Raw genomic sequence first — 24,267 nt, 5'->3', positions numbered from 1 at the left:
CTTTCAAGCTCACTTCGTTCGCTCTAAACTGCAGAAACTTATTTTGCTATTTGATACATCGCGTTATTTTATGATTTTGGCTGAGTATTATTAAGACTGACTCTCTTTTTCTAAGTCTGGAAAAGTGACTGTAAAGATTACCCAGCGCTCGTGTTGAATATCAATATGATAGTCAAAGTGGTAGCGTTCAAATATTTGGTGAGCGATGAACAAACCTAATCCTGTGCCACCATCTTTACGGGAGCGGCTGTAATCTGGTCGGTAAAAAGGCTGGAACAGTTGTTCTAATTGTTCTTGACTCAACAATTGCTCGGCTTCATTTTTGATCACTAACTGGTTAGCCTTAAGTGTGATGGCAATCTGACCTTCAGGTTTGGTATACCTAAAGGCATTATCAATGATATTTTTAATAGCTTTTAGTAAATATAATTTATTGGCTTTAACCCATTGTTCTTCTAGAGCGACAGTTACCTGGTAGCGATCAAGCTCTGATAAGATATGATAAACTTCCATCTCTTCTTCTAAAGCAGTCTTTAGCGAGAAAATCTCTTGATTTTGTTCCACAGCTGATTCTAGTTTGGACAGAGATAGGATGCTTTGAATAACTTGCGCCTGCCCCTCCAAGACTTTACGAGATTTCCTGAGATATTTATCTCTATTAGCAAAATCTCCTACATTGTAGAGCATACCGTCAATCATGCCGATAACACTAGAAATTGGTGTTTTTAACTCATGAGAAGTCATTCGCAGAAATTCTGATTTACTTCGTTCTAGATCAGCAAGTTTATCATACTCTTTATTTAAAGATTTAATGGTTGTAAATAATTTATCGTAAAGCCTGTTAATATCACTAGCTAGGTTAGCAATTTCATCTTTACCTTTAATGTCGCAGGATAGATTGGGTTCTAGATTGGCCATCTTTCGAGTAGTGTTTGAGATAGTAATTAAGCGGCTGCTAGAGGTTTTACTATAAAGAAAAGCAACAATACTAGCGATCGTTAAGGATATGAGAAGCAAATAAGGGTATAGGGTTAGCAAAATCTTGCTGGCATCAGAGACTGGCTGCAGCGAAAGCTCTCCTAATAGTGTTACCTTTTCGCCAGAGTCTAAAGTAAATGTATGCTTCATTACTTCATTGTTAGAATGAGAGTCATCACTTGCAATGATAATATCACTGGACTCATTATCACTAGCATTGCTAATTTGTATGCTTGGAAAAATGATATGTTGTTTTTGATTGACTACTGAATACCAGATGTTTGATTTATTGTTTTTAGAGAGAAGTCTGCTGACTTGTGTTAATGACTTCCCCTCTACTTGTTTGCTAACTTGTTTAAATTCATGCTTGATCTCTTGTGTTTGAACGTGCTCATAATAAATGGGCATGATAAAATAGAGAAGCCCTAGGATGATTGTCACAACGGCAAAAATGAGCAGATTAATGACCAAAAAGTTTTTTTTGATTAATTTCATGCACGGTCACCCAATAGATAGCCCATTCCAGTAATGGTTTGAAGCGGAAGACCAGGCATCTTTTTTCGAATATTTTTGATATGATTATCTAAAACGCGGCTGTCCAGCTCACAGTATCCCCAAATGGCATCCATTATTTGGTCTCTGGTGACTAACTTCTGGTGGTGTTGGACCAGGTACTCTAAAATGTCAAATTCTTTTTTCGTCAGGGTTATGGCAACATTTTTCCATGAAACTGTCCGTTCAGAAAGATCGATGACCAAATCAGTGATCGTTAGTTTTTCACCTCCTGCAACACCTCTCAAAGCATTTTCAATCCGCTTGATTAATATTAACGGTGAAAAGGGCTTTGTGACATAATCACTAATCAAATGATTAAAACTGACTAACTGAGTGTACTCATCATCAAGAGCTGTTAGCATAATAATAGGAACGTCAGAAGTCTTTCTAATTTCTTCGAGGATTTCGATGCCACCAATAGATGGCAACATAATGTCCAGGATAATTAAATCATAAGAATGGCTCTGCCATTTTTCTAAGGCGTCGGCCCCATCAAAAACAGGGTCGGGGCTGTAATTATTTGCTTTTAAAAACTCACAAACGACTTGATTAATTGTTTTATCATCTTCGACGACTAATATCTTAAACATTATTTCCTCACTTTTTAACGATAGTTTTTATAAAAGACACATTTATTTTTATTGTATCATATATTGTTTAGCGATGAGTCAATCTTTGAAAAGGTATTTGTCACTATGGTAGCAGCTTATAGCAAGAACACACTTGATAGTGATGACCTTGCTAGTCTAACCTTGAGAAAACAGTCAGTCTTAACAGTAAATATGCGGACAAGTCCATTCATATTAGGATTGATGAAAGAGCTAGCCAAGAATCAGTAGGGATGTCTTAAAGTATATGGTAAACCTATGTTCTGGTTGGTACTCAGAAAAAAAGGGGTATCTATCAAATGCATCGAATCATTAAATCCCTCCTTTACCTTTAGAATAATTTTAGTGTATCAAATGTATCTAATGTTAGCCTACAGCTCATCTATGTTTTATCTGTTTTTTTGATTAGAGTATTGAGTTAAAAGTTAGACTGGTCTGTCAATACTTTTTGAGCTTATGTATAATCAGGCTTTGTCACAACAGTGAAATTGTCAAATATTGACAAATCAGTTTAACTTTTGGTGTTGCTTGATAGCTAATGGTCATAATGAAAGAAGCTCTATATTTTTGGCTTTTAAAATTATTTTTAAAATGGGTAAGAAAAAAGACAAACATCAAAACAGATGCTTGCCTTTGAACTGGTATAACGGACGATTGTCAATTATTTGTTTTAAATTGGACTTCTTCCAATAAGTAATCGATAAATTTTTCACCCATTTTTGAAAGATTGGCCTTCTCATGTTTTAGGTAGACAATATCAATTTGGTCATCAACATCAAGCGGAATAGAAACAATATTGTCGCCATTGAGTTTGCTGTTTAAGACACCTGTTGCGATGGTATAACCATCAAGACCAATCATAAGATTGAAAAGTGTAGCACGGTCTGATACAACAATCGATTTGGGATGAGGAACCTGAGCCATAATTTCTTCAGAGAAATAGAAGGAGTTATGAACCCCTTGATCATAACTAAGATAAGGAAAATCCGCTAAATCTTCTAGTTGGATGATCTTTTTAGTTGCCAAAGGATTGTCCTTGCTGACAAAAATGTGTGGCTGCGTTGAAAAAAGATTGGTTGCTACCAAGTGATTATCATCAAACATTTTGGTGAGGACGTCCCTATTGTAACTATTGAGGAACAAGACACCAATTTCAGATCGGAAATTCTTGACGTCATCAATGATTTCGTAAGTCCTTGTTTCACGTAAAAAAAGCTCATACTTCGTCATATCTGTCTTATTTAATAATGAGACAAAAGCATTGACAACGAAAGCGTAGTGTTGTGACGATACGCTAAAAAGTTCCCGTTGCGCTATTGGATTTTTATAACGTTCTTCAAGAAGGTCGGTCTGTTCAATCACCTGTCGGGCGTAAGACAAAAACTCAACGCCATCCTTAGTTAGTGTGATTCCTTTGGGATTACGAATAAAGATAATGATGCCCATTTCGTGTTCCAAATCTCGAACAGCGTTGGAAAGGCTGGGTTGCGTAATATAGAGTTGTTTGGCTGCCTCATTCATCGAACCAGTTTCGACGATCTTAATAATGTATTGTAATTGTTGAATTCGCATAGCCATATTGTATCACAAAGCTGTCTGAAAGATAAGATAATGACAAAAATTCTCATCAAACGGCTGGAAAAGCCGGATTATATTTTGACAAGGACCTAACAATTGGATATAATAAATAAAATTAAATAACCTTTAACTAAGTCCAGAGAGGCATAGAAGGTTGGAATCTGCGGATTTCTTTCGGAATAATATGATCAGTTAGTATCGTCTAATTGGTCTACAAGAGGATAGTTCCTTGATTTCGTAAAGCCTTGCCTTTTCTGGTAAGGCTTTTGTTTTGCAAAGGAGACCGAATTGTTTGAGACGCGACCAATTATTGCTCTTGATTTTCCCGATTTTGATAGTGTTAAAGCATTTCTAGGAAAATTTCCAGAAGGTGAAACCCTCTATGTCAAGATTGGAATGGAGTTATACTATGCCTGTGGTGTTGAGATTATTTCTTATGTAAAATCTCTGGGACACAGTATTTTTTTGGATTTGAAGTTACATGATATTCCCAATACAGTTGAGTCAGCCATGAGAGTTTTAGCTAAGCTCGGTGTTGATATGACCAATGTTCATGCGGCAGGCGGGGTAGAGATGATGGCAGCAGCCAAACGGGGATTTGGTCAGCAAGGCATCTTAATCGCTGTTACCCAGTTAACATCTACCAATCAGGAACAGATGCAAGACAATCAAAATATACAAACCAGTTTGGCAGATTCTGTCAAACATTATGCTCAAAAAGCAGCGGAAGCTGGTTTAGATGGCGTTGTTTGTTCGGCACACGAAGTTACCTTGATTAAAGAGGCAACCATGTCAGATTTTGTTTGCCTAACACCCGGCATTCGTCCGACTGGTTCAGAATGCGGCGATCAAAAGCGCGTGATGTCACCTAGTCAGGCCAGAGCTGCAGGATCAAACTTTATTGTGGTTGGAAGACCTATCACACTAGCCCCTGATCCTTATCAAGCTTATCAAGCCATTAAGGCTGATTGGAATGCTTCGGTTTAAAAGGATTTCTAGAAAGTCACAAAGGAGATTATTATGACACTTGCTACACAAATTGCTTCGGATTTATTAGACATTAAAGCTGTTTACCTCAAACCGGAAGCTCCTTTTACATGGGCCTCTGGTATTAAATCACCTATTTACACTGATAATCGCATCACCTTATCCTATCCAGAGACACGCACCTTGATTGAAAATGGCTTTGTTGAAATGATTCGAGAGCATTTTCCTGAGGTGGAAGTGATTGCAGGTACAGCCACAGCAGGAATTCCACACGGGGCTATTATTGCTGATAAGATGAATTTACCATTTTCATATATCCGTTCAAAACCTAAAGATCACGGCGCTGGTAATCAGATCGAAGGACGCGTCATCAAGGGCGAAAAGATGGTCATTATTGAAGATTTGATTTCAACCGGTGGTTCTGTTTTGGATGCTGTTAAAGCTGCTCAGGATGCAGGTGTAGATGTTTTAGGTGTGGTAGCTATTTTTTCTTATGAATTACCCCAAGCTCAAGCAAACTTTGAAGAAGCTAATGTTACATTAGTCACCCTTTCAAACTATAGTGAATTGATAAAAGTCGCTAAAGTTCAAGGTTATATCGATGCTGACGGTCTTATGCTCCTAAAAAGATTTAAAGAAGACCAAGAGAATTGGCAAGATTAAAAAATCGAGAAGCTGCTCTAGTCAGCTTCTTTTTGATATAATAGTCATCAAAAATAGTGTTTGAAAAGTCATACTCATGAAAAGAAAGGGATTAGGATGGTTAAAGATGCAACTGATATGGCAAAAAGTGTTCGCTCTGGACAAGTTTCAGCCAAGGAGTTAGTCCTAGAAACTATTGCCAAAGCTGAAAAGGAAAATCCTAGACTAAATGCCATTTCCAGTACACGCTTTGAGAAAGCCTTGGAAGAGTCAGAAACTAGAGATTTCACTAATCAATCATTTGGAGGTGTTCCCATTTTCTTGAAGGATTTGGGGCAAGAACAGGCTGGTGAACAATCAACGTCAGGGTCACGTTTATTGGTAAACTATCGTGCCAAACAGTCTGATAATTATGTGAAAAGACTGGAATCACTTGGTTTTATTGTCTTAGGGAGGACCAACACTCCGGAGTTTGGATTTAAAAACATTTCTGATAGTCAGCTACATGGCTCCGTCAACCTTCCAGATGATATCACGCGCAATGCAGGCGGCTCATCTGGTGGTGCAGCAGCCCTTGTTGCTTCTGGCGTTAGTCCTCTAGCAGCCGCTAGTGATGGTGGTGGTTCCATCCGAATTCCAGCCTCTTTCAATGGCCTGATTGGTTTAAAGCCAACGCGAGGCCGTATCCCTGTAGGTCCTAGTTCTTATCGGGGATGGCAGGGAGCATCCGTCAATTTTGCGCTGACAAAGACTATCAGAGATACCAAAACGCTTTTAGAACACTTTCAAGTGTGTCAGATGGAAAGCCCATTTGTATTGCCTCGGCTTAGTCATGAGGATTTGTTTGAAAAATCCCTAAAACCCCTGAGAATTGCCTTGCAATTGGAATCCCCTATCGGTGGACAGGTGTCGGCTGATGCTATTCATGCTGTTAAGAAAGCTGCGCATTTCTTAGAAAAAGAAGGCCACGAGGTTTTTGTTCTTGATAAACAGCCCTTGGACGGCATTGAAGCCATGAAATCATATTACATCATGAATTCGGTCGAAACAGCTGCTATGTTTGATGGTATAGAAACCAGCCTAGGACGTCAGATGACGATTGATGATATGGAATTGATGACCTGGGCTATCTACCGAAGTGGTCAAAGGATTTCGGCTAAGACCTATTCTAAGATTTTGTCGCAATGGGATGACTATAGTCGTTTGATGCATGACTTTCATGAGACATATGATATTCTCTTGTCACCGACAGTGGCAGATGTTGCCCCTAAGCATGGTCAGTTTGACTTATCAGATCAGTTAAGAAACCATTTAAGACATATTGATGACTTTAATCAGGCAGAGCAACAAGACATGATCTGGCAGATGTTTCAAGAGAGTTTGAATTGGACACCTTTTACTCAGCAAGCTAATCTCACTGGACAACCTTCTATCAGTTTGCCGGTTTATCGTACAGAAGCTGGTTTACCTCTCGGTGTCCAAGTAACAGCCGCCAAAGGGAGAGAAGACTTACTGTTACAATTAGGAGAATTGTTTGAAAATGAGAATAAATTTGTTTGATAGTTTCAAGTTGTTCTTCTTGAAAGAAGCCGAAAAATACAGTAAACTATTTCAGTAAGCCTTTTCAGTCTTATAGAAAAATTAAAAGGATGATATAATGATTAAGAAAACAACAGCGCTTGTGTCAGTGGGAATGGCTGCTAGCCTTCTGGTTGCTTGTTCAAATGATAAGGCAGCTAAAAGTGAGTCGAGTTGGGATAAGGTTAAAGAAGCAGGCGTTTTGAAAGTTGCCACACCTGGAACACTCTATCCAACTTCTTATTATGATGATAATAAGAAACTGATCGGTTATGAAATCGATATGATGAATGAAATTGGCAAACGTCTTAAGATCAAAGTTAACTATCAGGAAATCGGTGTGGCAGAGTCCTTTACTTCAGTTGATAGTGGTAAAGTGGATGTTGCCGTCAATAATTTTGATGCAACACCAGAACGCCTTAAGAAATACAATATCTCTATTCCTTACAAGTATTCAGTCGGCGGTATGATTGTCCGTGAAGATGGTTCTTCTGGTATTAAAGCTAAAGACCTATCCGACTGGAAAGGGAAGAAAGCTGGCGGTGGTGCTGGAACTCAGTACATGAAAATCGCTGAAAAACAAGGTGCAGAGCCAGTTATCTATGATAATGTGACTAACGATGTCTATCTTCGTGACGTCTCTACAGGTCGTACAGATTTCATTCCAAATGATTACTATACACAAAAAGTGGCTGTTAAGTTTGTGACGGAACAATACCCAGATATCAAAGTTAAAGTTGGTGACGTTAAGTATAACCCAACAGAACAAGGGATTGTCATGAGTAAAAAGGATAAGACGCTTAAGAAAAAACTTGATGGTGTTATCAAAGAAATGAAGGAAGATGGCACACTTAAGAAGATTTCTGAGAAATACTATGCTGGTCAAGATTTGACAGAGCCAGAAGAAGGAACTGAAGATCTAGCAACAATTGATGTTTCAGATAAATAAGTAAAGTGATTAGAAGACTGAGCCATAACTCGGTCTTCTCTTTTAGTAAGAATTGGGAGGAATTATGTCAATTAACTGGCAAGCATTGTTCAATCCAGAGTTAGCTATTGAAGCTATCCCTGTGATTTTAGAAGGGGTCCCATACACTCTATCTCTTTCTCTAATCGGATTTTTCTTGGGAACTATTCTAGGATTTTTTGTTGCGCTTTGTCGTTTGTCGCGTCTTTGGCCATTGAGATGGTTGGCAGCAAGCCATGTCTCTCTCATGCGAGGGATTCCATTGATGGTTCTGCTTTTCTTTATTTACTTTGGTCTACCGTTCATGGGTATTGAACTGGATGCTATAGTTGCAACGATCATAGCCTTTTCTTTGATGTCTAGTGCTTATATTTCTGAAATTATCCGTTCATCACTTGCTGCGGTGGACAAAGGCCAATGGGAAGCAGCACGTTCATTGGGGCTTAGAACATCTATTATTTATCGCAAAGTCATCATTCCACAGGCTATCAGAATTGCCTTACCTCCATTAAGTAATGTTCTCTTAGATATGGTCAAAAGCACAGCCCTGACAGCGATGATTACCGTACCGGAGATGTTTAATAAGGCTAAAATTATCGGTGGTGCCAAATCAGACTACATGACGGTGTACATTGTTGTTGCCCTCATGTACTGGATTATTTGCACACTATACGCTGTTGGGCAAGAAAAAATGGAAAAACGTTTGGCTTTTAAACATTAGGACAGGTTTGGATACCCTTTCAAACCTTTTTCTTTTACCATTATGCTAAAATAGAACTAAGAAAGTTGAGGTAGTCCTGATGAAAATTCAACATTGCTTTGAAAACAATACCCTTCCAGATTTGTATAGTAAATACACAGACAAGCCAGTTGATGGTTTTTCTGTAACGTCTTTTCCTTTTGAGCTAATCGATTTACCTGAAAATACAGTCAGTTTAGCCTGGACTTTCACGGATGTTGATGCCATTCCAGTCTGTGGATTTGAGTACATCCACTGGGTTGTGGCAAATGTTTCTCCAGCACAGACTCATATTGCAGAAGATTTTGCTAATCAAGATAAAGACCACCTCAAAGGCTCAAATAGTTTAACCAGTAAATTTATGGCTAAAGATTTTGGGGATTTGTCAAAAACTTATATCGGTCCTTGCCCACCCGACAAAGACCATCTTTATACCTTGACAGTCTATGCTTTAGATAAAGAACTTGACTTAAAAGAAGGCTTCTTCCTTAATGAGCTTCGTCACGCCATGAATGGTCATATCTTGGCTCAAGCCAGTCATGATTTCGTAGGACGTTCATAGGAGTAAGATATGGGACATTCTAAATGGCATGGTTTGTTAAAAAAACAATTACCGGCAGGCTATTTTTCTAAAATCAATCATTTCTTAGATGCTGTGTACGCTCAGGAAATTATCTATCCCGAACGAAAGAACGTTTTTAAAGCTCTTGCAAGCACAGATTACGATCAGGTCAAGGTTCTCATTCTTGGTCAAGATCCTTACCATGGACCAGGGCAGGCACAAGGCTTATCTTTTTCAGTGCCTAATGACATGCCGGCGCCGCCATCCTTGAAAAATATCTTGAGGGAATTAGCAAATGATATTGGTCCTAGAAATCATCATGACTTGACCCCTTGGGCTGATCAGGGAGTACTTCTTCTAAATGCTTGTCTAACCGTACCTGCAGGACAGGCGAATGGGCATGCGGATATTATTTGGGAGCCATTTACTGATGCTGTCATCTCTTTACTTGATCAAAGAGAAGAACCGTTAGTTTTCATTCTTTGGGGTGCCTATGCTCGTAAGAAAAAAAGACTTATTAAAAACCAGAGACATCTCATTCTTGAGGCTCCGCACCCGAGCCCACTGTCAAGCTACCGTGGCTTTTTTGGAAGTAAGCCTTTCTCTAAAACCAACCAGTTTTTAGAAAAGACTCATCAGAAACCCATTGATTGGTTACAGTAGAAAGACGACGTATGCTAGATTTCATCAATAATCAAGTAGCTTATCAACCGTTAACAATACTAGATTTTTCGAAATTTATCCCAGTTTTTAACGAGGTATGTATGGTAGTAAACAGTGCTTCTCTTGAAAAAGGATTGGTAACTTTTACAGATTTTGCAGGTGCCTTTGCTCAATAAACAGACTACCGAGTTCACATCTTAATTGCACTTCGAGCAGTCAAGGAACAAGCTGAAAGCTCATCAATCAGGTTAGAACTACATTTCCAAGTTTTTGTGAAGATAAGGCTGAATCAGGTATTGCCTACTGGACCATTGATTTAGCAGTGATATCCTGCACTTATTATGACCAAAACGATTAAGCTGTTATCATAGAGAATATTCCAAGTGTCTAATTTCATATTCAAGGAGAGAATAACATGTCATTAACATTATCAGATTTACAGAACTATTTAGCCAATCATTACGGCGATGATCGAGATGAACAAGGTTTTTTTATGAAGTTAGTTGAGGAAGTGGGGGAAGTTGCTGAAGTGCTCAATAAACGAGCTAAGCGAAAAAGTTCAGGTGATGAAAATTTGCAAGAAGAACTTGGCAAAGAGTTGGCAGATCTTATCCATTATGCTGTCGCTATTGCTACGGTTAATCAGATTGATTTAACCAGTGTTATTATTGAAAAAGATAGAAGTGCAGCTCTTAAGTACCAGCACGAAGAGAACTTAGAAACATTTTTGTCCAATCTTCATTCAAATTTATAATAATTGCAGTAGTTTAGAAGGAGAACCCATGATACTCATAAAAAATGGTCGCCTAATTGATCCTAAAAGTCAATTTGATGATGTGACCGATATTTTGATTGATAATCAAAAAATTATCAAGATTGCCAAGGGCATTCAGGTAAAAGATGCACAAATCATTGACGCTAGTGGCAAAATAGTTGCTCCCGGGTTGGTTGATATTCATGTTCATTTTAGAGAGCCAGGGCAGACCCACAAAGAAGATATCCATACGGGGGCTCAGGCAGCAGCTGCTGGTGGATTTACGACGGTCGTGATGATGGCTAATACTAATCCTACTATTTCAACTGTGGAAACCTTGACAGAAGTTTTAGAGTCAGCCGCTAAAGAAGATATTCATGTTAAGACCAATGTCTCAGCAACCCTCGATTTTGATGGTAAAACAGTGACCGATTTTGAAAGTCTCCTCAAAGCAGGAGCTGTTGGGATTTCGGATGACGGCATTCCTTTAGAAAATGCAGGTGTTGTCCGTCAGGTTTTTAAAAAAGCTAAGGCATTGGATGCTATTGTGGCTCTTCACGAAGAAGATCCCAATCTTAATGGTGTTTTGGGGCTAAACGAAACCATTGCTCGGGAACATTTTGGCTGTGGCGGTGCACGAGGCGTTGCCGAATACTCTATGATGGCGAGAGACGCTATGATTGCTTATGAGGTGGGCAACAAATTCCATGTTCAACATTTGTCCAAAGCTGAATCTGTCAAGATTGTTGAATTTGTTCAAGGCTTGGGTGCTAAAGTGACCGCAGAAGTCTCACCACAACATTTTTCCAAAACCGAAACACTCCTCCTAGAAAAAGGTGCCAATGCCAAGATGAATCCACCTCTACGTCTAGAAAAAGATCGATTAGCGGTGATCGAAGGATTGAAATCAGGCGTTATCTCGATTATTGCGACTGACCATGCGCCTCATCATAAGGATGAGAAAAAGGTTTCTGACGTTACAAAAGCTCCTTCAGGTATGACAGGATTAGAAACATCCTTATCTTTAGGCTTGACCTACTTGGTTGATGCGGGTCACTTATCTCTTTCTGAGTTATTAGCTAAAATGACAATTAACCCAGCACAACTATATGGTTTTGATGCAGGCTATGTCGCAGAAAATGGGCCAGCTGACTTAGTGATTTTCTCAGAAGAACACCGTTTTGTAACGGAAGATTTTAAATCCAAGGCATCTAATTCCCCCTTTGTTGGTGAAAAACTCAAAGGAAAAATAGCTTATACCATCTGTGACGGTCGTATTGTTTATCAGAATAATTAAAATCTAAGTTAAATGTCGAATAAGAAGAAAACTCCTTGCCAGTATATTGTTGACAGGGAGTTTGGTTATTTATTTTGGTTTTTGCTTAGTGATATTTAGTCCGAAAGGAACAAGATTTTCTTTTTTAGCCTTGATTCGTTGGATATTGTCTTGGTGACGAACGATAATGACACCTGCCATTGCTAATACAACAAGGGTAAACAAGATGTCATAATCCTTTAGAATAAAATCGAAAGCAGGAAAAAGTAAGACACTAACAGCAGCAACGACAGCCACTGTAATACTTGTGAAGGAAATCATGCTAGAAAGAAGAAGTGTCACCACAAAAATAATAAAAAGATAGAAAAGAAATGCAGGTGCGAATCCAAGTAAGACCCCTGCGCTGGTAGCAACAGCTTTACCGCCTTTAAAATTGGCAAAAATCGGATAGGTGTGTCCGATGATAGCAAAGAATCCAATAAGTAAAGGAGAGACAGGGCTATCTAACCAAATGGCGAGGAGAACTGGTAAAGTCCCTTTAAATAAATCAACAGCGAGCGTCACTAGGCCAGCTTTTTTTCCTAAAATACGGAAAGTATTGGTAGTCCCCATATTTCCAGAACCAAAATGACGTAAATTGATATGGTAAACATATTTACCAATCCAAAGTCCAGTAGGAATTGAACCTAATAAATAGGCCACTAGTATGAGTAAAATTATTTTCATGTCACTATTATAGCATAGCACACTGAACGAACAAGTTTATTTTAAGGTCAATACTTTAAATTTTTTTGCAAATTTTTTGGAAAACTTGTAATATAGGAAAGATGAAACTATTTGGAGGCTATTTTGGCTAAAAAAGAAATTAATATTAACAATTACGGCGATGATGCCATTCAAGTCTTAGAAGGATTGGACGCTGTCCGCAAACGTCCTGGCATGTATATCGGCTCAACGGATGCGACAGGTCTTCATCACTTGGTTTGGGAAATCGTTGATAATGCTGTCGACGAAGCTCTCTCAGGATTTGGAGAAAAAATTTCCGTAACCCTCAATAAGGATGGTTCGGTTAGTGTCGCTGATAACGGTCGGGGTATGCCAACCGGTAAACACGCCATGGGGATCCCGACTGTCCAGGTTATCTTTACAGTTCTCCATGCGGGTGGGAAGTTTGGTCAAGGTGGTTACAAAACTTCAGGTGGCTTGCACGGTGTTGGTTCTTCGGTTGTTAATGCTCTCTCGTCTTGGTTAGAGGTTGAGATTACACGTGATGGTGCGGTATACAAACAGCGATTCGAAGATGGCGGAAAACCTGCTACTAGCTTGAAAAAAATTGGCACGGCACCTAAGTCAAAAACAGGAACAACGGTTACCTTTATGCCAGATGCTACTATTTTTTCGACGACAGATTTCCGTTTCAATACCATCTCTGATCGTCTTAAGGAGTCTGCATTTCTTCTAAAGAATGTTACCATGACGCTGACTGACCATCGTCAGGAAGAAGAAATACACGAAGAATTCCACTACGAAAACGGTGTGCAGGATTTTGTTACCTACCTCAATGAAGATAAAGAAACCTTGACGCCAGTCATCTCTATTGAAGGGAGTGACCAAGCGTTTCAAGTTGATATTGCGATGCAGTACAACGATGGTTTTTCAGATAACATCCTTTCTTTTGTTAATAATGTCCGCACCAAAGACGGTGGAACACATGAGACAGGACTAAAGTCAGCTATTACCAAAGCCATGAATGACTATGCCCGTAAAACGGGATTACTAAAAGAGAAGGACAAAAACTTAGAAGGTTCTGATTATCGAGAAGGCTTATCGGCAGTTTTGTCAATCCTAGTTCCTGAAGAACACCTCCAATTTGAAGGGCAAACTAAGGACAAACTGGGGTCTCCTTTAGCAAGACCAGTCGTTGATGGTATCGTTTCTGAAAAACTAACCTATTTTCTACTTGAAAATGGGGAAGTAGCTTCAAACCTTATTCGCAAAGCGATTCGTGCTAGAGATGCTCGCGAAGCTGCCCGTAAAGCGCGTGATGAAAGTCGCAACGGCAAAAAGAATAAGAAGGACAAGGGACTTCTATCAGGTAAATTGACTCCAGCTCAGTCTAAAAATGCTAAGAAAAATGAACTTTACTTGGTCGAGGGAGATTCAGCTGGCGGATCTGCCAAACAAGGACGTGACCGAAAATTCCAAGCCATTTTGCCGCTTCGTGGTAAGGTCTTGAATACTGAAAAAGCTAAAATGACTGATATTCTCAAAAATGAGGAAATCAACACTATGATTCATACCATTGGCGCAGGAGTAGGTGCCGATTTTAGTTTGGATGATATCAACTATGACAAAATTATTATCATGACTGATGCCGATACCGATGGAGCCCATATCCAAACGCTGCTTTTAACCTTCTTCTACCGTTATATGAGACCTCTAGTAGAAGCGGGGCATGTCTTCATTGCTCTTCCACCGCTTTACAAGATGTCAAAAGGTAAAGGCAAGAAAGAAGTGGTTGAGTATGCTTGGAGCGATGGTGAGTTAGAAGAACTTCGTCAAAAATTTGGCAAAGGCTCGCTCTTGCAACGCTATAAAGGTCTTGGTGAGATGAATGCTGATCAGCTTTGGGAAACAACCATGAATCCAGACACGCGCACGCTCATCAGAGTAACCATAGATGATCTAGCGCGTGCAGAGCGCCGCGTATCAGTTCTCATGGGAGACAAAGCAGCACCACGCCGCCAGTGGATTGAAGATAATGTCAAGTTTACCTTGGAAGAAAATACCGTTTTCTAAGGAGACTTCTACGATAACTAATGAGATACTAGAACAAACCGCAAAAGTATTGATCCTGTTTTAATCCCTCCTGATTATTTTAGTAGTTATCCTTTGAAAATCAGTCTTATTAGTAGATTATTTTTTGATAAAACTTAATCTTAAAGTCTCATCCTTGATAGAACAGAACGAGAGGTCATACGATGAAAACATATTTCGATAAAAAACAAGCCATGATGGAACTACAAAGTCGCTATAAAAAAGCAGATGAATTGCTCAGAGATGATGCTAAAATGGAGCCATTTCTTGAAAAGCTAGAAAAGAGGATGAAGTGGGTTCCGTTTATTCGTCAGGAATTAAAGATGCTTCCAATTTTAATCAGCATGGTTCGTAGCTACTGGAAAAAAGATTATACACGTGCTCCTCGCAGAACTATGCTAGCCATCGTCAGCGCTCTTATCTATTTCCTATCGCCCATTGATGTTGTTCCAGATTGGATTCCCATTTTAGGTCAATTGGATGATGCCCTTGTTGTGGCAGCTTGTTGGAAACTAGTTAATAAAGACGTTGAAGATTATCGTCGATGGCAGAAAGAACGTCGTCACCAAGTCGTGGAACAATAATTTAGTAAAGACTCTAGATGTTTGATACAAGAAAAAGTATCAATACCAAAAGGTAGAGAATTATTACTTTCTTATGAGAATCAAAAGAGTCCATTTTAGTTAACGTTTCTAACAAAATAAGGAACTAAAACTTAGGAAAAATCAAGTCACTCTAGAAGCGAGCGTCTTGATTGGATTATTGTTTTTTATGGTGTTTTCACAAACAACCGTCCCTTTTTATGCTATGGAAGGAGTTGAATGCGCTCTAAAGGCTGTAAAAAAAGAGATAATTTCGAAAAAACTAATGTCATACTTTTTGCCTTTTATGAGCGTAATATTCTATGTCTAACATTCAAAACATGTCCCTCGAGGACATCATGGGAGAGCGTTTTGGTCGTTACTCCAAATACATTATTCAAGAAAGAGCATTGCCAGATATTCGCGATGGTTTAAAACCCGTCCAACGTCGTATTCTTTATTCCATGAATAAGGATGGCAATACCTTTGACAAGGGTTTTCGCAAATCTGCCAAATCTGTTGGGAATATCATGGGTAACTATCACCCTCATGGGGATAGTTCTATTTATGATGCCATGGTTCGTATGTCTCAGGATTGGAAAAATCGTGAGATATTGGTTGAAATGCACGGTAACAACGGTTCTATGGACGGTGACCCACCTGCGGCAATGCGTTATACGGAAGCCAGATTATCTGAGATTGCTGGTCATCTTTTACGCGATATTGAGAAAAAAACAGTCCCTTGGGCTTGGAACTTTGATGATACTGAAAAAGAGCCGACTGTTTTACCAGCTGCTTTTCCTAACCTTTTGGTCAATGGTGCCACAGGAATTTCGGCTGGTTATGCCACGGATATTCCGCCTCATAATTTAGCAGAAGTGATTGATGCGGTCGTCTATATGATTGACCATCCGTCTGCCAAGTTAGATAAATTAATGGAATTTCTCCCTGGACCTGATTTTCCAACGGGGGCAATCATTCAGGGAAAAGATGAGATTCGCAAGGCTTATGAGACAGGAAAGGGGCGAGTTGTAGTTCGTTCTCGTACTGAAATTGAAACGCTTCGCGGTGGTAAAGAACAAATCATTATCACGGAAATCCCCTACGAAATCAACAAGGCTGTTCTTGTCAAGAAAATCGATGATGTTCGTGTGAATAATAAAGTTCCTGGTATTTCCGAGGTTCGTGATGAATCTGACCGTGAAGGCTTGCGTATTGCGATTGAACTCAAGAAGGATGCAGATACCAAAACCATCTTAAATTACCTCTTTAAATATACAGACTTACAAGTCAATTATAACTTCAATATGGTGGCGATTGATAATTACACGCCTAGACAAGTTGGACTGCAAAAAATCCTATCTAGCTATATCGCACACCGTCGAGACGTTATCATTGCTCGTTCAAAATTTGACAAAGAAAAAGCTGAAAAACGCCTTCATATTGTGGAGGGGCTGATTCGTGTATTGTCTATTTTAGATGAAGTGATTACCCTCATTCGTGCTTCTGAGAATAAAGCTGACGCTAAAGAAAATCTAAAAGTATCTTATGATTTTTCAGAAGAGCAGGCAGAAGCCATCGTCACTCTACAACTTTATCGCTTGACCAATACTGATATTGTGACCTTGCAGAATGAGGAAACAGAATTACGCGAACTTATTGCGACTTTGACGGCAATTATTGGTGACGAACGAACCATGTACAATGTGATGAAACGTGAACTTCGTGAGATTAAAAAACAGTTTGGCAATCCTCGTCGTTCTGATTTAGAAGCAGAAGCAGCAACCATTGAAATCGATACAGCAAGTCTTATCGTTGAGGAAGAGACTTTTGTCAGTGTTACTCGTGGCGGTTACATCAAACGCACCAGCCCACGTTCATTTAATGCTTCAACAGTTGATGAACTTGGTAAAAGAGATGATGATGATTTAATTTTCTATGCACAAGCTAAGACAACACAACACTTATTGATTTTTACTAGCAAAGGGAATGTCATTTATCGACCGGTTCATGAATTAACAGATATTCGTTGGAAAGATATTGGAGAACATCTCTCTCAAACTATCACTAATATCAACAATGATGAAGAAGTGCTTCATGCGGAAATTCTTGATCATTTTGACTCAGGAATTTATATGGCTGCTACTCAAGAAGGTCAAATCAAACGTTTTGAACGTAAAGAGTTATCACCTTGGCGTACTTATCGGACAAAATCTGTGAAATTCGCTAAACTTAAAAGCGATACTGACAAAGTGGTGACGGTTACCCCTATCAATCTAGCAGATATTATGGTAGTAACTCATAAAGGGTATGCTCTGCATTTTAATGCGGAAGAAGTGCCAGTGGTTGGACCAAAAGCTGCAGGGGTTAAAGCTATCAATCTTAAAAATGATGACTATGTTCAAAGTGTTTTTTTAACAAATGCCTCAAGTTTTTATTTGTTGACTCAAAGAGGAAGTCTCAAACGGATGAAAGTCTCAGATATTCCCTTGAGCAAACGAGCTGGACGTGGGTTACAAGTCCTTCGCGAATTAAAATCAAAACCACACCGTGTCTTTCAGGCAGGGCCAATTCATGTTATGGAAGAAAATTTAGGGAACGAAATGGATCTCTTCTCAACGCCTGCTGAAAACGAGCAAGTTCTGTTAGAAATCGTATCCAATACAGGAGAGACGAAAGAAATAGATTTAACTGCCTTAAGCCTTTCCGAAAGAACAAGTAATGGTTCCTTTATTTCAGATAGCATATCAGAGCAAGGTGTGTTTTTCGCCAGAATCATCTAATGCCTATTTATCGTTGAAATGACTTTAAACGGTGACTAACTATGCAATGTTGAAAAGAGTCTGGGTTTTTCCAGATTCTTTTTTTTTGTAAAATTGTCAGAATTTTACAAAAAAGTATTGAAAACATCAAAAAAATGAGCTATACTAGACAACAACTTTTAAAGAAAAGAGGTTACTTATGGTAGTAGAATTAGATTGGGAAAACCTAGGATTTTCATATCACAAATTACCTTATCGTTATGTTTCGCATTTTAAGGATGGAAAATGGGACGATGGTGGATTAACAGAAAAAGCAACATTAAGCATTCCAGAAAGTTCACCAGCCATCAACTATGGGCAACAAGCTTTTGAGGGTTTGAAAGCTTATCGCACTAAGGACGGTAGTATTCAATTGTTTCGCCCTGATAAAAATGCAGAACGTTTGCAAAATACTGCAAAGCGTCTATTGATGCCACAAGTACCAACTGATAAATTTATTGAGGCTTGTAAAGCAGTCGTGAAAGCAAACCATGAGTATGTACCTCCTTATGGAACAGGAGGTACCCTTTATTTACGTCCGTTAGTAATCGGCATTGGTGATGTTATTGGTGTTTATCCCGCGCAGGAGTATATTTTCACCGTTTTTGCAATGCCAGTAGGAGCATACTTTAAAGGTGGGCTCACACCAACGAATTTTATTGTATCCGAAGACTTTGATCGTGCTGCTCCTTATGGAACAGGAGCAGCTAAAGTTGGTGGTAATTATGCCGCTAGTCTCCTACCGGGTAAAAAAGCTAAGGCAGCAGGATTTTCTGACGTTATCTATCTCGATCCAGCCACACACTCAAAAATTGAAGAAGTTGGAGCTGCAAACTTTTTTGGTATTACAGCAGATAACGAATTTGTCACACCATTAAGTCCCTCGATTTTGCCATCCATCACAAAATATTCATTACTAGAATTAGCCGAAACTCGTCTGGGAATGAAAACCGTTGAGGGAGATGTGCCAATTGATCAACTAGATCGATTTGTAGAAGCGGGTGCCTGTGGAACTGCCGCGGTCATATCTCCAATCGGTGGCATTCAGTATCAAGATAAACTGCATGTCTTTTACAGTGAGACGGAAGTAGGTCCGGTAACTCGTCAATTATATGATGAGCTTGTTGGCATTCAATTTGGCGATGTTGAAGCACCAGAAGGATGGATTGTCAAAGTTGATTATTAAAAAGTAAGGTTCTAGTCTTGCAAACTTCTGCAAGTGCCCCCTTCAAACGATAGAAAATTGGAACTGTAAGATTAACTAGAAAAAACGTTTAGAAAGGTTGTTAAATAAACCTTTCTAAGCGTTTTTCTTTCCTAAATCAAATAAAAAGAATAAAAGAAAATTACCCAACCTCGACTTTTTCGTCAACTGTCTGTCTACACCCTTGCAAGCTTTTTGGTTTTTCGGTAAAATACTTTCTAGTAAGATAAGGAGAAAATGTAGTTTTATGCTGATAAGCTTGAAACTATACCAAGACAAAATGAGTAAAAAAGATAAAAAAATTGAAATTCAAGTGAGCGACGCACAAATTACGGTAAATAAGCAAAAAGTGTCTGGTTACCAGCTACAAGCTGGTAAAAAAATGATTGGTGAAATTGCTGAATTAGACAATCGCTTTGCCATCGTAGACAAAGAAACAGTGACAGAATTCCATAAAACGTTAGACAGTGCTGTTCAAGTCGTTATTGCTAATTATAATTTAAACAATTAAAAGTGGATAAACCTCTTGCGGCTAAACAAAAACTATGGTAGAATAGTTTTTGTTGTTTGGAGAGATAGCGAAGTGGCTAAACGCGGCGGACTGTAAATCCGCTCCTTCGGGTTCGGGGGTTCGAATCCCTCTCTCTCCATTCTTTGGGGTATAGCCAAGCGGTAAGGCAAGGGACTTTGACTCCCTCATGCGTTGGTTCGAATCCAGCTACCCCAGTCATGGTATGTGGCAAAGCCTAATTGTCTTAGCGATCAGTTGTGCCCTTGCGAGTTACCTTGAGAAAATATATTGGTATCAAAAATCAGAATTGGCTGATTTTTGTTGGAGGATTTTTTAGAATGAATGAATTTGAAGATTTGCTAAACAGTGTTAGCGAAGTTAACCCTGGTGACGTTGTCACTGCAGAAGTTTTAACAGTTGATAACGATCAAGCAAACCTTGTTATCGAAGGTACAGGTGTTGAAGCCGTTCTTACTCTTCGTGAATTGACAAATGACCGCGATGCAGATATTAACGACCTTGTTAAAGCTGACGAAACGATTGAAGTACTTGTTCTTCGTCAAGTTGTAGGGAAAGACACTGATACAGTAACTTACTTGGTATCTAAAAAACGCTTGGAAGCTCGCAAAGCTTGGGACAAACTTGTTGGACGTGAAGATGAAGTTGTTACAGTTAAAGGCACTCGTGCCGTTAAAGGTGGCCTTTCAGTAGAATTTGAAGGTCTTCGCGGATTTATTCCAGCTTCAATGATTGATACTCGTTTCGTACGTAACACTGAGCAATTTGTAGGTCAAGAATTTGATGCAAAAATCAAAGAAGTTGACCCATCAGAAAACCGTTTCATCTTGTCACGTCGTGATGTTGTTGAAGCAGAAGCTGCAGAAGCGCGTAAAGAAATCTTCTCTAAAATTGAAGAAGGTTCAGTAGTGACTGGTAAAGTTGCTCGTTTGACAAGCTTCGGTGCTTTTATTGACCTTGGTGGTGTCGATGGACTTGTTCACGTAACTGAATTGTCACATGAACGTAACGTATCACCTAAATCTGTTGTGTCAGTTGGTGAGGAAGTAGAGGTTAAAGTTCTTTCAATTGATGAAGAAGCTGGGCGTATTTCACTTTCACTTAAAGCTACTACACCTGGACCATGGGATGGTGTTGATCAAAAATTGGCTAAAGGTGATGTTATCGAAGGTAAAGTTAAACGTCTTACAGACTTCGGTGCTTTCGTAGAAGTACTTCCAGGTATTGATGGACTTGTTCACATCTCACAAATTTCACACAAACGTGTTGAAAATCCTAAAGATGTTCTTTCAGTAGGTCAAGATGTGACTGTTAAAGTTCTTGAAGTTGATTCATCAGCAGAACGTGTTTCACTTTCAATCAAAGCTCTTGAAGAGCGTCCAGCACAAGCTGAAGGTGATAACAGTGAAAAACGTCAATCACGCCCACGTCGTCCAAGACGTGAAGCAAAACGTGATTACGAGTTGCCAGAAACTCAAACCGGTTTCTCAATGGCTGACCTATTTGGTGACATTGAATTGTAATTAAAAAATAAAAGGCTTGCTAAGCAAGCTTTTTGTTAACTTGAGTTGTATCCTGACTCAAGTTCTCCACCTTTAGTGTAATGGATATCACGTAAGATTCCGGTTCTTGAGATGGGGGTTCGATTCCCTCAAGGTGGATAAAAATAGACTAAAAACCTTTTATAGGCCAGTGCCTTTATCATTAAGTACGAGAGAGAATCAGATGGTTTCTCTCTTTTTATTAGGTTTAAAGCCTTGTTTAAGGCTCTATAATTTCTGCAATGGGTAAATCCCTATATGGACGTTCTAGACCTTTTTGAGTATATGAAAGAATTTATAGACTTATAATAATAAGTGAACAAATCATCATTAAAAAGACTCATATATAACAACATTATGTTATTGAGAATGTGAGGCCAAAATACGATATTTGACAAGGAATGTTCGATATAGGCAACCACAAGGAATTGAAGGGTGCGCTGGATGATGTGATGATGCATCAGCTTATGTCAACTGCCAAATTCAGATGGGGAAGACGATTTTTAACGAAAACCCAATGTTTCCTTCTTTTACTATGCAGGCTATAAGATGTTGATTTGTATCAGAAAGCATCGTTTGAGATGCAAGAATTGCGGAACAATAGCGGTAGTTGAGATAACTCTTGCCTCCAAAAAAACATCAAATTCCTACCATCGTCAACCAAAAAGTTATACTCAATAAAAAAAAGAGAAGACCGATTCAGTCCTCTCTAGGTGTTAGCTATTCATATACTCACTTCAGTTGGCAAAGAACTACAAAGAGTCTAGAAACTGGTCCTCGCTAGATGAAAAAAGGTTATTCACTAGCTGATAAATTAACTTATACTGAAATGAAAAAGGCGATAGGACTGCTTAAGAATCTTTGGATAAAAAAGTATTCGTTTAAGTATCACCTGAGTGAAGAAATCGTCATCACTTTTGTCAAACTGTCGGAAAGAAAGCGATATAGTCATGGCAAAGAGGCGATTGAATGACCATAAAGAAACAGTCCTGACATGTCAAGCAACACAACTCAAAATGATTACGACTTAATAAGAAAAACAATAATGCTTTCGTCAGTCAGCAGAACTTAAGCGGCTATTTTTATTCTAATCCATTTTGTGATTTCTTACTGAGTTTCCCATTTTTAAAAATTAATTCAATTTGTCGAGTATTGTCTTTTCCTTTTAAATTACTTGACCATAGAGCCTGTAGTTGTTCTCCATCGGACGAAACAGCTTGAGACATGACATCAGGTTGCCCGAGAATTTCAGTGACTTCTGTGAAGGTTAAATCATTAGGTAATTTGTCATCGTAAATTTTCTTTGTAATGGTTTGTTTCCGTTCAAAGGCAAAATTTGAAATGGCTCTGGCAATAGTGCTATCTTCAAATAATTGTACACTAATTGTAGCCCCGTCAATCTCCCAGGTGTAAACATCTAATGTTACATCTCCAGCAGGTTTTGTAGTGTGTGATTTTGGTTCACCATATAAAGCTTTTACTTGTTCAAGTGATGTCCCTCCCTTAAAGTCATTGGCAGCAGTTGCTGTTTTAATATCGTTGAACTTTAAGCGTACTTGTGGATCTTGTCTGGGTTCTGATTTTGATTGTATAGTGGTGAGTTCTTTTTTCTTGGCATTAGGATTAGCGTCTTTGTTTGTTGAACACGCTGCAAGACTAATGAGGGCTAAACTTAAGGTTGCTACTGGTAATATTTTTTTGAAAATCATATGTATTCCTTTTTGATTAATTATGAGTATTATAGCATATCTTTAGGTAAAACATAATATTATGAGACAGAAAAACGATCCGTAAGTCAGAAACTTGCGAATAGTTTACAGAAATTTTTTAGCCCAGTCTCCACCGTAAATCCATAAAGCACTATAGCCGATAATGGAGAATGGTTTGGTTATAAGAATGATTATAATGAAGCGCTTCAAAGTCATACTAGTTAGAGCAGTAATCATAACCATCATATCAGCAGGGGACACAGGAGCCACCATACTTAATATAAAAAGATTTTCGAAATGTTTACTCTCTAATTTTTGCTCGTATTTGAAAAAAGTGTCTTCTTTAACGAAAAGAAGAATAAATTTTCTACCAAAGCGTTTCACTAAAAGAAACAGGATAACACTTCCAATAATAATGCCGAGATAATTGTAAATAAAACCTTGCCACCACCCAAAGACCCAAAAGCCTACCACGGTAGTTAAGCCACCAGGGATAACTGGAAAGACCACTTGGATGATTTGGATAGCGATAAAAATAAGAGGTCCTATGATGTTGTGTTGCTGAATAACCGTCTTTAAAACATTAGTATCATTTAATATACCAATATGATATAGCCAGAGGATTAGAATGCCTGTTGCAATCAAACAGAGAAAGCCAATGCCTCTAATTATTTTTTGCAATATTCGGTAGCGCTTGCTATAGTTCATTTCCATAGCTCAATCATACCACAACGGAATTTTTTTTGCTATTTGAAACCAGATTTGATATACTATTGTTATCACTTTTGTTTGGGGTCGTTACGGATTCGACAGGCATTATGTGGCATATTCTGCGACTCATCGTGCGGATGTAAAACGTCAGTTAAATATAACTGCAAAAAATAACACTTCTTACGCTTTAGCTGCCTAAAAAACAGCGGGTGTGACTTGCTTGGAATTGCTTGTGTTTCGGGTCAAGTCTTATTTTAGCAAGCTACGTTTAAGTATTGTCTAGCTACTTAAAAAGAGATTGATAGACTCGCTTAGTATAGGGTTGAGTTATGTGTCGATACTAAGTTAAATGAAGGCATAACCTATAGTTGTAGACGAATATGATGGCAGGTGTTTGGACGTGGGTTCGACTCCCACCGGCTCCATAATGTCCCCTTTATCAGCAATGGTAAAGGGGTTCTTTTTTGATGTTAAAGCTTGATAGGAA

At 38.8% G+C, this 24,267-nt stretch carries 22 protein-coding genes, 3 tRNA genes and 1 other RNA gene; 20 read left to right on the top strand and 6 right to left on the bottom strand.

The genetic code is table 11. From position 1 onward, the window contains the following. Window positions 1–90: 90 nt before the first annotated feature. The 3 genes from ABP870_RS01415 to ABP870_RS01405 form a co-directional block, all read right to left on the bottom strand. Window positions 91–1,473, bottom strand: a complete 1,383-nt coding sequence (locus ABP870_RS01415) for a HAMP domain-containing sensor histidine kinase (RefSeq protein WP_350013718.1) — start codon at window positions 1,471–1,473, stop codon at window positions 91–93. Next, window positions 1,470–2,123: a response regulator transcription factor gene (locus ABP870_RS01410; protein ID WP_350013717.1), complete on the bottom strand. Its 654-nt coding sequence runs from the start codon at window positions 2,121–2,123 to the stop codon at window positions 1,470–1,472. The genes ABP870_RS01415 and ABP870_RS01410 overlap by 4 nt, the downstream gene beginning before the upstream one ends. Before the next feature lie 675 nt (window positions 2,124–2,798). Beyond that, window positions 2,799–3,713, bottom strand: coding sequence for a LysR family transcriptional regulator (locus ABP870_RS01405; protein ID WP_350013841.1), 915 nt, complete (start codon window positions 3,711–3,713; stop codon window positions 2,799–2,801). Between the two features lie 294 nt (window positions 3,714–4,007). Here ABP870_RS01405 and pyrF point away from each other — a divergent pair, with 294 nt between their 5' ends. The 10 genes from pyrF to ABP870_RS01355 all read left to right on the top strand — a co-directional run bounded on the left by pyrF (window position 4,008) and on the right by ABP870_RS01355 (window position 11,908). Further along, complete coding sequence (gene pyrF / locus ABP870_RS01400; protein WP_350013716.1) at window positions 4,008–4,706, top strand: orotidine-5'-phosphate decarboxylase; 699 nt, start codon at window positions 4,008–4,010, stop codon at window positions 4,704–4,706. Between the two features lie 33 nt (window positions 4,707–4,739). Then, on the top strand, window positions 4,740–5,369 hold the full coding sequence (gene pyrE / locus ABP870_RS01395; protein ID WP_350013715.1) for an orotate phosphoribosyltransferase: 630 nt from the start codon (window positions 4,740–4,742) through the stop codon (window positions 5,367–5,369). 96 nt (window positions 5,370–5,465) lie between these two features. Beyond that, window positions 5,466–6,908 (top strand): amidase, encoded by a 1,443-nt coding sequence (locus tag ABP870_RS01390; RefSeq protein ID WP_350013714.1) that lies wholly within the window; start codon window positions 5,466–5,468, stop codon window positions 6,906–6,908. A gap of 100 nt (window positions 6,909–7,008) precedes the next feature. Beyond that, a complete protein-coding gene (locus ABP870_RS01385; RefSeq protein ID WP_350013840.1) occupies window positions 7,009–7,875 on the top strand; it encodes a transporter substrate-binding domain-containing protein in 867 nt (288 codons plus the stop codon). Window positions 7,876–7,939: 64 nt separating this feature from the next. Next, window positions 7,940–8,614 carry an amino acid ABC transporter permease gene (locus tag ABP870_RS01380; protein ID WP_350013713.1) on the top strand — a complete coding sequence of 225 codons (675 nt, stop codon included), beginning with the start codon at window positions 7,940–7,942 and terminating at the stop codon, window positions 8,612–8,614. Window positions 8,615–8,693: 79 nt separating this feature from the next. Continuing rightward, window positions 8,694–9,194, top strand: a complete 501-nt coding sequence (locus ABP870_RS01375; RefSeq protein WP_350013712.1) for a YbhB/YbcL family Raf kinase inhibitor-like protein — start codon at window positions 8,694–8,696, stop codon at window positions 9,192–9,194. A 9-nt stretch (window positions 9,195–9,203) separates the two neighbouring features. Further along, the gene (locus ABP870_RS01370) at window positions 9,204–9,857 is read left to right on the top strand and encodes a uracil-DNA glycosylase (protein WP_350013711.1); all 654 of its coding nucleotides are present in this window, start codon (window positions 9,204–9,206) and stop codon (window positions 9,855–9,857) included. Window positions 9,858–10,095: 238 nt separating this feature from the next. After that, window positions 10,096–10,215, top strand: coding sequence for a DUF1398 family protein (locus ABP870_RS01365; protein WP_350013839.1), 120 nt, complete (start codon window positions 10,096–10,098; stop codon window positions 10,213–10,215). A 57-nt stretch (window positions 10,216–10,272) separates the two neighbouring features. Continuing rightward, the gene (locus ABP870_RS01360; RefSeq protein WP_350013710.1) at window positions 10,273–10,611 is read left to right on the top strand and encodes a MazG nucleotide pyrophosphohydrolase domain-containing protein; all 339 of its coding nucleotides are present in this window, start codon (window positions 10,273–10,275) and stop codon (window positions 10,609–10,611) included. A gap of 28 nt (window positions 10,612–10,639) precedes the next feature. Next, window positions 10,640–11,908, top strand: a complete 1,269-nt coding sequence (locus ABP870_RS01355; RefSeq protein ID WP_350013709.1) for a dihydroorotase — start codon at window positions 10,640–10,642, stop codon at window positions 11,906–11,908. A 69-nt stretch (window positions 11,909–11,977) separates the two neighbouring features. Here the strand turns inward: ABP870_RS01355 and plsY are convergent, their stop codons facing one another. After that, complete coding sequence (gene plsY, locus ABP870_RS01350; RefSeq protein WP_350013708.1) at window positions 11,978–12,613, bottom strand: glycerol-3-phosphate 1-O-acyltransferase PlsY; 636 nt, start codon at window positions 12,611–12,613, stop codon at window positions 11,978–11,980. Between the two features lie 123 nt (window positions 12,614–12,736). Between plsY and parE the strand changes: the two genes are divergently transcribed. From parE to ABP870_RS01305, 9 genes are all read left to right on the top strand, one after another. Beyond that, the gene (gene parE / locus ABP870_RS01345; RefSeq protein ID WP_350013707.1) at window positions 12,737–14,686 is read left to right on the top strand and encodes a DNA topoisomerase IV subunit B; all 1,950 of its coding nucleotides are present in this window, start codon (window positions 12,737–12,739) and stop codon (window positions 14,684–14,686) included. Window positions 14,687–14,868: 182 nt separating this feature from the next. Next, window positions 14,869–15,288, top strand: a complete 420-nt coding sequence (locus ABP870_RS01340; protein WP_350013706.1) for a YkvA family protein — start codon at window positions 14,869–14,871, stop codon at window positions 15,286–15,288. 320 nt (window positions 15,289–15,608) lie between these two features. Then, a complete protein-coding gene (gene parC, locus ABP870_RS01335; RefSeq protein ID WP_350013705.1) occupies window positions 15,609–18,068 on the top strand; it encodes a DNA topoisomerase IV subunit A in 2,460 nt (819 codons plus the stop codon). A gap of 178 nt (window positions 18,069–18,246) precedes the next feature. Beyond that, complete coding sequence (locus ABP870_RS01330) at window positions 18,247–19,272, top strand: branched-chain amino acid aminotransferase (protein ID WP_350013704.1); 1,026 nt, start codon at window positions 18,247–18,249, stop codon at window positions 19,270–19,272. A 298-nt stretch (window positions 19,273–19,570) separates the two neighbouring features. Further along, the gene (locus tag ABP870_RS01325) at window positions 19,571–19,801 is read left to right on the top strand and encodes a DUF2969 domain-containing protein (protein WP_350013838.1); all 231 of its coding nucleotides are present in this window, start codon (window positions 19,571–19,573) and stop codon (window positions 19,799–19,801) included. Between the two features lie 58 nt (window positions 19,802–19,859). Continuing rightward, a tRNA-Tyr gene (locus tag ABP870_RS01320) sits at window positions 19,860–19,940 on the top strand. A 5-nt stretch (window positions 19,941–19,945) separates the two neighbouring features. Next, window positions 19,946–20,017: transfer RNA gene (locus tag ABP870_RS01315), tRNA-Gln, on the top strand. 122 nt (window positions 20,018–20,139) lie between these two features. Continuing rightward, window positions 20,140–21,342, top strand: a complete 1,203-nt coding sequence (gene rpsA / locus ABP870_RS01310) for a 30S ribosomal protein S1 (RefSeq protein ID WP_062708756.1) — start codon at window positions 20,140–20,142, stop codon at window positions 21,340–21,342. 66 nt (window positions 21,343–21,408) lie between these two features. After that, window positions 21,409–21,480 (top strand) — tRNA-Arg (locus tag ABP870_RS01305). 962 nt (window positions 21,481–22,442) lie between these two features. Here ABP870_RS01305 and ABP870_RS01300 read toward each other — a convergent pair. After that, window positions 22,443–23,069: a DUF3862 domain-containing protein gene (locus tag ABP870_RS01300; RefSeq protein ID WP_350013703.1), complete on the bottom strand. Its 627-nt coding sequence runs from the start codon at window positions 23,067–23,069 to the stop codon at window positions 22,443–22,445. Window positions 23,070–23,174: 105 nt separating this feature from the next. Beyond that, window positions 23,175–23,783 (bottom strand): TVP38/TMEM64 family protein, encoded by a 609-nt coding sequence (locus ABP870_RS01295; protein ID WP_350013702.1) that lies wholly within the window; start codon window positions 23,781–23,783, stop codon window positions 23,175–23,177. A gap of 77 nt (window positions 23,784–23,860) precedes the next feature. Here ABP870_RS01295 and ssrA point away from each other — a divergent pair. Next, window positions 23,861–24,208: a transfer-messenger RNA gene (gene ssrA, locus ABP870_RS01290) on the top strand. The last annotated feature ends 59 nt before the right edge of the window (window positions 24,209–24,267 follow it).

Origin of the sequence: Streptococcus jiangjianxini (assembly GCF_040225085.1) — a bacterium.
Classification (GTDB): Bacteria; Bacillota; Bacilli; order Lactobacillales; family Streptococcaceae; genus Streptococcus; species Streptococcus jiangjianxini.
The sequence above is the reverse complement of the archived record's forward strand: the minus strand, read 5'-3'. Positions and strand labels throughout refer to the sequence as shown.

What these genes read in the sequence shown, in the direction of transcription:
- ABP870_RS01380 (WP_350013713.1), top strand. Translation starts at nt 7,940, where the DNA reads ATGTCAATTAACTGGCAAGCATTGTTCAATCCAGAGTTAGCTATTGAA.
- ABP870_RS01370 (WP_350013711.1), top strand. Translation starts at nt 9,204, where the DNA reads ATGGGACATTCTAAATGGCATGGTTTGTTAAAAAAACAATTACCGGCA.
- ABP870_RS01390 (WP_350013714.1), top strand. Translation starts at nt 5,466, where the DNA reads ATGGTTAAAGATGCAACTGATATGGCAAAAAGTGTTCGCTCTGGACAA.
- parC (WP_350013705.1), top strand. Translation starts at nt 15,609, where the DNA reads ATGTCTAACATTCAAAACATGTCCCTCGAGGACATCATGGGAGAGCGT.
- rpsA (WP_062708756.1), top strand. Translation starts at nt 20,140, where the DNA reads ATGAATGAATTTGAAGATTTGCTAAACAGTGTTAGCGAAGTTAACCCT.
- ABP870_RS01295 (WP_350013702.1), bottom strand. Translation starts at nt 23,783, where the DNA reads ATGGAAATGAACTATAGCAAGCGCTACCGAATATTGCAAAAAATAATT.
- ABP870_RS01330 (WP_350013704.1), top strand. Translation starts at nt 18,247, where the DNA reads ATGGTAGTAGAATTAGATTGGGAAAACCTAGGATTTTCATATCACAAA.
- ABP870_RS01355 (WP_350013709.1), top strand. Translation starts at nt 10,640, where the DNA reads ATGATACTCATAAAAAATGGTCGCCTAATTGATCCTAAAAGTCAATTT.
- ABP870_RS01300 (WP_350013703.1), bottom strand. Translation starts at nt 23,069, where the DNA reads ATGATTTTCAAAAAAATATTACCAGTAGCAACCTTAAGTTTAGCCCTC.
- ABP870_RS01360 (WP_350013710.1), top strand. Translation starts at nt 10,273, where the DNA reads ATGTCATTAACATTATCAGATTTACAGAACTATTTAGCCAATCATTAC.
- ABP870_RS01325 (WP_350013838.1), top strand. Translation starts at nt 19,571, where the DNA reads ATGAGTAAAAAAGATAAAAAAATTGAAATTCAAGTGAGCGACGCACAA.
- plsY (WP_350013708.1), bottom strand. Translation starts at nt 12,613, where the DNA reads ATGAAAATAATTTTACTCATACTAGTGGCCTATTTATTAGGTTCAATT.
- pyrE (WP_350013715.1), top strand. Translation starts at nt 4,740, where the DNA reads ATGACACTTGCTACACAAATTGCTTCGGATTTATTAGACATTAAAGCT.
- ABP870_RS01340 (WP_350013706.1), top strand. Translation starts at nt 14,869, where the DNA reads ATGAAAACATATTTCGATAAAAAACAAGCCATGATGGAACTACAAAGT.
- ABP870_RS01415 (WP_350013718.1), bottom strand. Translation starts at nt 1,473, where the DNA reads ATGAAATTAATCAAAAAAAACTTTTTGGTCATTAATCTGCTCATTTTT.
- ABP870_RS01405 (WP_350013841.1), bottom strand. Translation starts at nt 3,713, where the DNA reads ATGCGAATTCAACAATTACAATACATTATTAAGATCGTCGAAACTGGT.
- ABP870_RS01410 (WP_350013717.1), bottom strand. Translation starts at nt 2,123, where the DNA reads ATGTTTAAGATATTAGTCGTCGAAGATGATAAAACAATTAATCAAGTC.
- ABP870_RS01375 (WP_350013712.1), top strand. Translation starts at nt 8,694, where the DNA reads ATGAAAATTCAACATTGCTTTGAAAACAATACCCTTCCAGATTTGTAT.